5 protein-coding genes are annotated in these 5,015 nt (G+C 55.1%); 4 read left to right on the top strand and 1 reads right to left on the bottom strand.

Translation table 11 applies throughout. The annotated features are described in order from the left end of the window. The first annotated feature begins 330 nt into the window (after window positions 1–330). Window positions 331–1,122, top strand: coding sequence for a helix-turn-helix transcriptional regulator (locus tag C1D09_RS22020; protein WP_246135828.1), 792 nt, complete (start codon window positions 331–333; stop codon window positions 1,120–1,122). A 235-nt stretch (window positions 1,123–1,357) separates the two neighbouring features. On the opposite strand, the gene C1D09_RS22015 is transcribed toward C1D09_RS22020, so the two are convergent. Further along, a complete protein-coding gene (locus tag C1D09_RS22015) occupies window positions 1,358–1,792 on the bottom strand; it encodes a hypothetical protein (RefSeq protein ID WP_143976288.1) in 435 nt (144 codons plus the stop codon). Between the two features lie 112 nt (window positions 1,793–1,904). On the opposite strand from C1D09_RS22015, the gene C1D09_RS22010 reads away from it, so the two are divergent. From C1D09_RS22010 to C1D09_RS22000, 3 genes are all read left to right on the top strand, one after another. After that, the gene (locus C1D09_RS22010) at window positions 1,905–2,831 is read left to right on the top strand and encodes a 2-oxoglutarate and iron-dependent oxygenase domain-containing protein (protein ID WP_143976287.1); all 927 of its coding nucleotides are present in this window, start codon (window positions 1,905–1,907) and stop codon (window positions 2,829–2,831) included. Between the two features lie 97 nt (window positions 2,832–2,928). Continuing rightward, window positions 2,929–3,384, top strand: coding sequence for a DUF2267 domain-containing protein (locus tag C1D09_RS22005; protein WP_246135827.1), 456 nt, complete (start codon window positions 2,929–2,931; stop codon window positions 3,382–3,384). Between the two features lie 236 nt (window positions 3,385–3,620). Continuing rightward, a partial coding sequence (locus C1D09_RS22000; RefSeq protein WP_143976286.1) for an aldehyde dehydrogenase family protein occupies window positions 3,621–5,015 on the top strand: 1,395 nt, incomplete at its 3' end.

Genomic DNA, 5,015 nt, shown 5'->3' with positions numbered 1-5,015 from the left:
CTTGATAACAGGCCGAGGGGCTTCCAACGAGCGGTGAAGCCCTGAGGCGTTTCAAGCTGCCAAGGCTCCGAACGACCGTGATCCAAAAGCCGTTTTTATGTTGCAGTCGCATGACGTGGCGAAGCAAAAACTTAAATTTAAAATAACTCAGTCAGTCAGAATGAGATGCTAGAGCTCTAGCGATGTCGGCTGCTGAGGACGGTGGCTTCGTCGCCGCAAAGCCAGAAGCCGTGGGTTCCGGAAGATACCCATCGCAATTGGCAACGGAGCAGAATTATGGAACCCCGGCGGATAACTGCTATCTCTCAAATTCGAGGGCTCCCAACCAGAATGTCCGACCAGTTTTCTTCGGCGCCCAAGATCCATTGCCATGACGCTACTAGCGACGCGTTTGCTCTCGAGTTCGGCAAATTTCTTGACCACACCAATAGGGTTGGAAAGTCCGATCACTTGTTCTGCCTGCTATCTACTTTCGCTCTGAATTTTAACTGTCCTTGGCTGGCCTATGGAAGGCTTACGCCAGACAAAAGAGCCATGAAGCCGGTCCGAGGCGATGCTGAGGTCATGCTGAAGTACCCTGATAAGTGGCAGGAGCGCTATTTCGAAATGAGCTACGAAACAGTGGATCCCATCATCCGGACCAGTCAAACGCGAGCAAGTGCCTTTCGATGGAGTGAGGTGTACGACGACGCAAGCACGACTGATGGCGAGCGGCGCTTCTTCGACGAGGCAGCCACATTCGGAATGAAGTCAGGCGTCAGCGTTCCATTGCACGACCCCGACGGCAGCTTGGCGATCATGAATTTTGCTCAGGCCGGGGAGGGCGAATTCGGGAAAAGAACAGTCACGTACTTGCAGCTCGCAGCCTTACATTTCCATCTGAGAATCGCGAAGTCTGTCAACTCAAGCGTCGGCGAAAAGATGCCTCTCCTTTCTCCGAGAGAAAAAGAGTGCATCCTATGGACGGCGAAAGGGAAATCCTCCTGGGAGATAGGAAGGATATTAAGTATATCGACAAATACTGTCAATTTCCACATAAAGAACGTGATACGGAAGACGGAGACATGCAGTCGAACAACCGCTGCCATAAAAGTTATAGGAGCAGGAATAATTACGTTGTAATGCACCCAGAGACGAAGATAGACCTGATTGGCATGTGTGGATATATGAATGTTACGTCCGATCGGAATTTAAATGTGATATTCAGAGAGATTTTGCCGCCAGCCCACTCTGTCTTGGTTTGCTAGTTGTTCGCTCCCCTGACGAAAAGCCGGCGTTGCTCTTGCAGGCTTAACGAGGAACTCGTTCGCGGTCCAAAACCTGCAGTTGCTCCATTCTCAGCCATGAACCCTCGACGTCAGGTTCGCTCGACGCGAACATCGACGTTGGAGCCGATCTTCCGCGTATCGCTGAACGGGTCTCCTGCGAACTGGTAGTACATGGCATAAATATTAAAATGAAGAGGCGGATAAGCAATAGTGTTGTAAAAAATATTAACGCGTTCCGCGTTGACGATAGGAATGATGCCTAATAGTGTTGTGCATAGCATGGCTGAATCAGCAACTGAGGCGTATCTATAAGGACAGATCTGCTGAGAGTCGCGTGCAATAGTGGCAATACAGCTCGAAAGATCTGATGGATTGGCGGGCTTTGAGTGACGTCGACTTTGATGGTCGGCGACGAAATATCTTGGCCCGATTGTGTCATATGCCTTACGTGTCGTATGTGCCTGAGTTGACCCGCGAGCCGGATGGGCGGCTACAATAATTGGCCACGAGATGCTGCCATCCAAGGGTGCTGGCGCCTCTGTCGCGGCGGACACCAAACGAAAGCGGGCGGTCGCGGATAAGGAAAGCTACTGAATTTCTGGCCTCACAAGTGAAAAGCATCAAGGGATGACGACTATGACAACGTTACCACAAATTTCACTCGCGAAACTTGGAGCCGACGCAACCCGACGCGAGGAGCAACAGCGCTTGCAGGCGGCCTGCGAAGAGTGCGGCTTTTTCTACCTTATCGAGCACGGCATTCCGAAGAAACAGATCACACAAGCCATCGAGTCGACCCGGAGGTTCTTTGCTCTGCCACAGTCGATCAAGGAACGCTATGATCACGCCGCTCAAGGCATATACCCAACTATCGCCCGTGGCTACAGTCGGTTGAACGGCGAAATATTACATCCCGAGGCAGGCCCCGATGCGAAGGAAGTGTTCGACCTCGGCATTGATAGCGAAGGCGACCGGCCGTTTGCCGGGATCACGCGCCTCCCGGATGACGCATTGGCTCCTGGTTTCGCGCGAAGCCTCCTTGCTTTGCAGGCGACCGTGCTCAGCAGAGTTGTCCCGCAACTCGGAACGGCGCTTGCCGAACTGATTGGTATGGAACAGGGCTGGTTCAGAAGCCATTTCAGCCCGCCAACGCTTGAGCAACGCGTGATCCGGTATCCAGCGCGCAGCGGCACCTGCGCCAAACACACCGACGGTGGCTTCTTCACGCTGTTGCTTCAAGAGGAGCTCCCCACCCGATCATTGCAGGTTTGGTTGGGCGGACGCTGGTTGCCAGTCCCGAGCCTGCCCGATAGTCTCGTGGTCAATTTGGGTGACATGCTTCAAGTTTTGAGTGACGACCGCTTCAAAAGTACGCCGCATCAGGTCGCGCACAGTGGTCTGAGTGACCGAATTTCGCTTCCTTTCTTTATCTATCCGGACATCGACGCCCACCTGACTTCGCAGCAAGGACGAAAAAAATTCAGTGTAGCTGAAATGATGCTGCGCAACTACGAGTCAGTCGAAGCCGGGAATGGCGCGGGACGGGCCCGAGAATTGCAGTAGGTGTCTCGGTTTCCTGAAGGTGCGCAAACTATGGTGACTGCGCTGCACCTCGGCTGGTGCGCAGCAAGCTACCAATCTAAGTCGCTCCGCGCCAGGAATGATCGTCCTGAATGTCGAGAGCACGGAAACACTGATGTACGCTAGTTGCGACCCAAGCAATTCTTTGCAGGCAACCCAGGATTGGGTCAGCGATCTGGCGTGGAGACTTGATTGGCATGATCGAGAGCGGGTTTTCCGAGCCCTGATTGCGACATTGCAGGCCCTGCGCGACTACCTGGATCACGATGAGGCCGTGTACATGGGCGCGCAGTTGCCTGCCCTACTGCGGGGCTTTTACTACGAGGGTTGGCACCCCGGCCGCTGCGCCAAGGCAAAAAACCGGAATTCATTTCTCGACCGGATCCATGACAGCGTCCACCGCGACCCGGCGGTGAATCCGGAAGAGGTTGCCCGTTCGGTCCTGGGCCAATTGGCCAATCGCGTATCTCCGGCGGAAATCGAAGAGGCCAAGGCCGCCAGTCCAACAGTGCTGCATGACCTTTGGCCACCCTGAGACAGACGCCTGTCCTAAGAGTGTATACATGCAGCCGCCGCTGGCGGCATCTCTATGAAAAACAATGGCATAGGTAAGTGATTGCATAATGGCCAAGGTCTCGACATGTAAAGGGCCACGTTGTTACTCCTGACGCCGCCTCCGTTTAGCCGAGGCCATGCCATTCGTGCATCCAAGCCTCAGGACCACACCTACGTGCGGTGGTGCGCCTTGGTGAGATTCCAGAGAGGACTGGAATGGCTCCTGAAGAAGTGATCAAAAATTTCATCGATGGGGAGTGGAGAGATTGTTCGTCCGGCAAACGGATCGAGGTTGATGACCCTTCAAACGGGGAGACGGTAGCGGTTATCGCAGAAGCAGGACCTGAAGAAGTACATCGCGCCGTTGCTGCCGCCGATCGTGTCTTTCGCGACCGCGTTTTGATAGACATGCACCCGTACGACCGTGGGCGCATGCTTTTCCGCGTGGCGGACGCACTTGAGGCACGCAGCGACGAGGTCGCGATCATTAACTGCATAGAGACTGGGAAGGCGTTGGACCTTGCCCGTGGCGAGGTGCGGACCGCCGTCAGATACCTGCGGTACTACGCTGGCTTGGCGGATAAGCTCGAAGGTCGCTCTATTCCGCGGGGGGCGGATCTTGTCGACTATACGGTCAGAAGCCCCTTCGGAGTGTCAGCCCAGATCGTTCCTTGGAACGGCCCCCTCGAACTGACGGCCCGTTCGTTAGCTTGCGCCATTGCAACTGGGAACTCAGTGGTAGTGAAGTCCCCGGAACTGGCTCCTTTATCAGGCATCGAACTTGCTCGCGCCTGTGAGACCGCGGGTCTGCCTGCCGGAGCAGTAAACGTGCTCACTGGGTACGGCCAGACGGCAGGCCAGGCGCTGATCGATCATCCCGATGTTCGCCACATCGTCTTTACGGGCTCCATGGCAACCGGGCGAACCGTGCTCAAGGCTGCAGCGGAGCGCATCGTACCCTGCATCATGGAACTTGGCGGCAAATCAGCCGCTGTCGTCTATTCCGATGCCGATCTCGATGCCGTCGTGGAAGCGGTGCGTATCGGAACGTATCTAAATGCTGGCCAGAATTGCAACAACCTAACAAGATTGCTTGTAGAGCGTTCAATCGCTGATGAAACGTTAGAAAGGGTGAAGGCTTGCGTCGAAGGACTGTCAATTGGGCCAGGGCGCGAAAACTGCGACATCACCCCGTTGATCTCTCAAAAACAGCGAGAGGGAGTCGAGAGAGCCTGCCAGATGGCCCTGTCGCAAGGGGCACGTCTTGTGACCGGCGGAACTGCACTTTCGGAGCGAAGTGGCTATTTCATGGCGCCGACTGTATTTGCCGACGTCGCGCCCGACAGTAGCCTTTTCCAGAAAGAAGTCTTCGGCCCTGTTCTTTCCGTTACTGCTTTCGATGATCCGATAAAAGGTATCGAACTGGCCAACGATACCGATCAAGGCTTGGCAGCGGGCGTTTTCACCCGGAATATCGACCGGGCTCTTTGGAGCGCGGATCGCCTTTGGGCTGGCCAGGTGTACGTGAATGGATGGTACGTCGGCGGCGTAGAAACGCCGTTCGGTGGAGTGAAGCAGTCTGGCTACGGCAGGGAAAAGGGTCAGGAAGCC

Origin of the sequence: Mesorhizobium intechi (assembly GCF_002879535.1) — a bacterium.
Lineage (GTDB): Bacteria > Pseudomonadota > Alphaproteobacteria > Rhizobiales > Rhizobiaceae > Mesorhizobium > Mesorhizobium intechi.
The sequence above is the reverse complement of the archived record's forward strand: the minus strand, read 5'-3'. Positions and strand labels throughout refer to the sequence as shown.

Excerpts from the sequence above, each read along its gene's own strand:
- C1D09_RS22020 (WP_246135828.1), top strand. The coding sequence starts at position 331 with ATGTCCGACCAGTTTTCTTCGGCGCCCAAGATCCATTGCCATGACGCT.
- C1D09_RS22010 (WP_143976287.1), top strand. The coding sequence starts at position 1,905 with ATGACAACGTTACCACAAATTTCACTCGCGAAACTTGGAGCCGACGCA.
- C1D09_RS22005 (WP_246135827.1), top strand. The coding sequence starts at position 2,929 with ATGATCGTCCTGAATGTCGAGAGCACGGAAACACTGATGTACGCTAGT.